Source organism: Drouetiella sp. (assembly GCF_059504425.1).
On record NZ_JCACIN010000108.1, the window covers coordinates 12,263 to 16,223 of the forward strand.

Here is a 3,961-nt window from a genome sequence, read left to right on the forward strand (position 1 = left end):
CGCTGTCGTCGGTAATGGCAGCTACAACAGGAGCGGCAGGCAAGGCAGTGTCGATCGTGATATTCAGTGCCGCAGAAACAGCGCTGAGATTTCCGGCAGCATCGGTGGCCGTGGCAGTCAGGGCGTGATTGCCATCCGCGATCGCCGTGCCCGTGTAATCAAATGTCCAGTTGCCTGTACCGTTCGTGGTGGCAATCCCGATCGCATTGCCATCTAGCAACACCTGAACTTGGCTATTGGCTTCCGCAGTGCCCGAAATGACCAGCGTATTGTCATTGGTAATACCATCTGCCGGGGTGGCGCTGTCGTCGGTAATGGCAGCTACAACAGGAGCGGCAGGCAAGGCAGTGTCGATCGTGATATTCAGTGCCGCAGAAACAGCGCTGAGATTTCCGGCAGCATCGGTGGCCGTGGCAGTCAGGGCGTGATTGCCATCCGCGATCGCCGTGCCCGTGTAATCAAATGTCCAGTTGCCTGTACCGTTCGTGGTGGCAATCCCGATCGCATTGCCATCTAGCAACACCTGAACTTGGCTATTGGCTTCAGCAGTGCCCGAAATGACCAGCATGTTGTCATTGGTAATGCCGTCTGCCGGGGTGGCGCTGTCAGTCGTGATAGCACTCACAACGGGTGCAGGAGGCGCGATCGTATCCACCACAACCGCCAGCGGAGTAGAGGCAGCACTGAGATTTCCGGCAGCATCGGTGGCCGTGGCAGTCAGGGCGTGATTGCCATCCGCGATCGCCGTGCCCGTGTAATCAAATGTCCAGTTGCCTGTACCGTTCGTGGTGGCAATCCCGATCGCATTGCCATCTAGCAACACCTGAACTTGGCTATTGGCTTCAGCAGTGCCCGAAATGACCAGCATGTTGTCATTGGTAATGCCGTCTGCCGGGGTGGCGCTGTCAGTCGTGATAGCACTCACAACGGGTGCAGGAGGCGCGATCGTATCCACCACAACCGCCAGCGGAGTAGAGGCAGCACTGAGATTTCCGGCGGCATCTGTCGCCGTTGCCGTGAAACTGTGATTGCCGTCCGTGAGGAGGGTGCCGCTATAGTCAAACGTCCAGTTTCCCGCTGCATCTGCTGTAACCGTGCCAATGGCGGTACCGCCATCAGAGACTTGAACGGTGCCATTGGCTTCGGCAGTACCCGTCAAAACCAAAGTATTGTCACCAGTGACACCATCTCCCGCTACGCCTGTATCAGCGCTGAAGCTAATGATCAGAGGAGCAGCAGGGGCGATCGTATCTACTGTGACATTGAAAGGTGCGGAAACTATGCCAATATTCCCGGCAATATCGGTGGCAGAAGCCGTGAAGACATAGTTGCTATCCACCAGAACCGTACCCGTATAATCAAACGACCAGTTGCCCGTCGCATTCGCGATCGTCGTACCCAGGGCAGCGCCGTTGCGGAAAACCCTAACAGTGCTGTTGGCTTCGGCAGTGCCACCTATCACCAGAGTTTTGTCGCTGGTAATGCCGTCAGGCAGGTTCGTGTCGGTGGTAATGCTAGTGACAGCGGGCGCAGGAGGGGCGATCGCATCCACTATGACGTTAAAGGGTGCGGAAGCTGCCCCGGTATTGCCTGCCGCATCGGTAGCGGTGGCAGTCAGAGCGTAGCTTCCGTCAGCTAGAGTTGTCCCTGTATAGTTAAAAGACCATTTGCCGACTGCATCAGCAGTGGTAGTGCCAATGACAGCGCCATTGAGCAGCACGGTTACCAGACTTGTCGCTTCGGCAGCGCCACCTATCACCAGAGTTTTGTCGCTAGTGATGCCGTCTGTGGGCAGGTTGGTATCGGTGGTGATGCTAGTGACCGTCGGTGTCGCGGGCAGCGTTGTGTCGATCGTAACGTTAAAGGCGGCTGAGGCAGCGCTCGTGTTTCCCGCTATGTCAATGGCTCTGGCGGTAAAGGCATAGGTTCCATCTGCTAGAGCAGTGCCCGTATAGTCAAACGTCCAGGCACCCGTACCGTTAGTGACAGCAGTGCCAACGGCGGTGCTATTTAGGAAAACTTGGACAGTGCTATTGGCTTCAGCAGTGCCATTGAAAATCAGAGTCGTGTCGCTAGTAATGCGATCGCCAGGCAGGTTGGTATCGGCGGTAATGGCTGCAATTGCAGGGGCAGCAGGCGGGATTGTGTCAATGGTGACATTAAAGGTGGCTGAGGTGGCGCTGACGTTACCCACGGCATCGGTTGAGCGAGCCGTAAAGCTGTAATTGCCGTTCGCCAGCGGAATCCCGGTATCAAGGCTCCAGTTGCCGCTGGCGTTGGTAGAAGTGATGCCAATAGCCGTACCACCCAGGAAAACCTGAACGCTGCTGTTGGCTTCGGCAGTGCCGCTAATCAGAAGGATGGTATCGGTGGTAATGCGATCGGTGGGATTACCCGTATCATCCGTGATGGTGGTGATAACGGGGGCAGCTGGGGCGATCGTGTCAATGGTGACCGTCAGGGCTGGTGAAAGTCCACTAACGTTGTTCGCTAGATCTCTAGCTGTAGCCGTAAAATTATGGACACCATCGGCGATCGGGGTAGCGGTGTAGTTAAAAGTCCAGTTGCCTGTGGCATTGGCATTAATGGTGCCAAGAGAGACGCTGTCCAGAAAGACCTCAACGGTTCGGTTGGCTTCAGCAGTGCCCGAAACGATTAGCGTGTTGTCGCTCGTCAGCCTATCGGGGCTACCTGTGTCGGTGCTAAAGCCTGTAATTGAAGGAATGGATGGGGCGATCGTGTCAACAGTAACCGCAAAGTTTGCCGAAGCGGCGCTGACATTGCCCGCGACATCGGTTGCCCTGGCGGTGAATGTGTAAGCGCCATCCGTCAGAGTCGTGCCCGTATAGTCAAACGTCCAATTGCCTGTGCCATTGGTTGATGTGAAGCCAATGGCAGTGCCATTTTGGAATAGCTCAACGCTGCTGTTGGCTTCGGCGGTACCTGCCATTAGCAAGGTGTTGTCATTAGTGACACGATCGCCCGCAATACCGCTGTCGGTCGTGATAGTGGCGATCGTAGGTGCAGCCGGAACTGTTGTATCGATCGTGACATTGAAAGCGGCAGAAATAGCGCTGACGTTTCCGGCGGCATCGGTGGCTTGAGCGGTAAAGGCATAAGCACCGTTGGCGAGGGAGGTTGCTGTTGCATCAAAAGCCCAATTGCCAGATGCATTCGTGGTAGCTGTACCGATCGCAACACCGTTTCGCAACACCTGCACTTTACTGTTGGCTTCAGCAGTGCCGTTGATGATAAGTGTAGAATCCTTTGTGATGCCATCTCCTGCAATACCCGTATCAGTCGTAACACCCGTTACGATAGGAGTTGTGGGAACTGCTGTGTCTACAGTAACAACAAAATTTGCTGAAGGATTGCCAATGTTTCCAGCGACATCGGTAGCAGTTGCAGTAAAGGTATAGCTGCCATCCGTCAAAGTTGTGCCTGTGTGGTTAAAAGACCAGATGCCTACCGCGTTCGTAGCAGCGATACCAATTCCTGTTCCATTTTGAGACACCTGAACGGTACTGTTAGCTTCAGCAGTGCCGCTTAAAATCAGCGTATTGTCGTTGGTGATGCTGTCGCCTACTATGCCACTATCGTTACTGAAGCTAGTAATGGCAGGAGCGATCGGAGCTACTGTATCCACCGTCACCAGAAAGTTAGCCGAGGCAGGGCTGACATTTCCCGCCGCATCGGTGGCGGTGGCGGTGTAGGTGTAATTGCCATCCGCTAGCACTGTGGCAGAGCGATCGAGCGTCCAGTTTCCCGTGCCGTTGGCGGTAGCTGTACCGACCACCGTGCCGTTTTGAGAAATCGTGACGGTGCTGTTGGCTTCAGCCGTGCCCGTCAAAATCAGGGTATTGTCGTTGGTGATGCCATCCGCACTTCCGCTGTCCGTGGTAATGGTCACAACAGCCGGAGCCGCAGGCAGACCCGTATCCACCGTCACCAGAAAGTTAGC

General features: G+C 55.3%; 1 protein-coding gene. It reads right to left on the reverse strand.

What is annotated here, in order from left to right:
- Positions 1–3,961 (reverse strand): beta strand repeat-containing protein (locus tag AC5JMP_RS24195; RefSeq protein ID WP_495854061.1); only part of this gene is annotated, 3,961 nt, incomplete at both ends.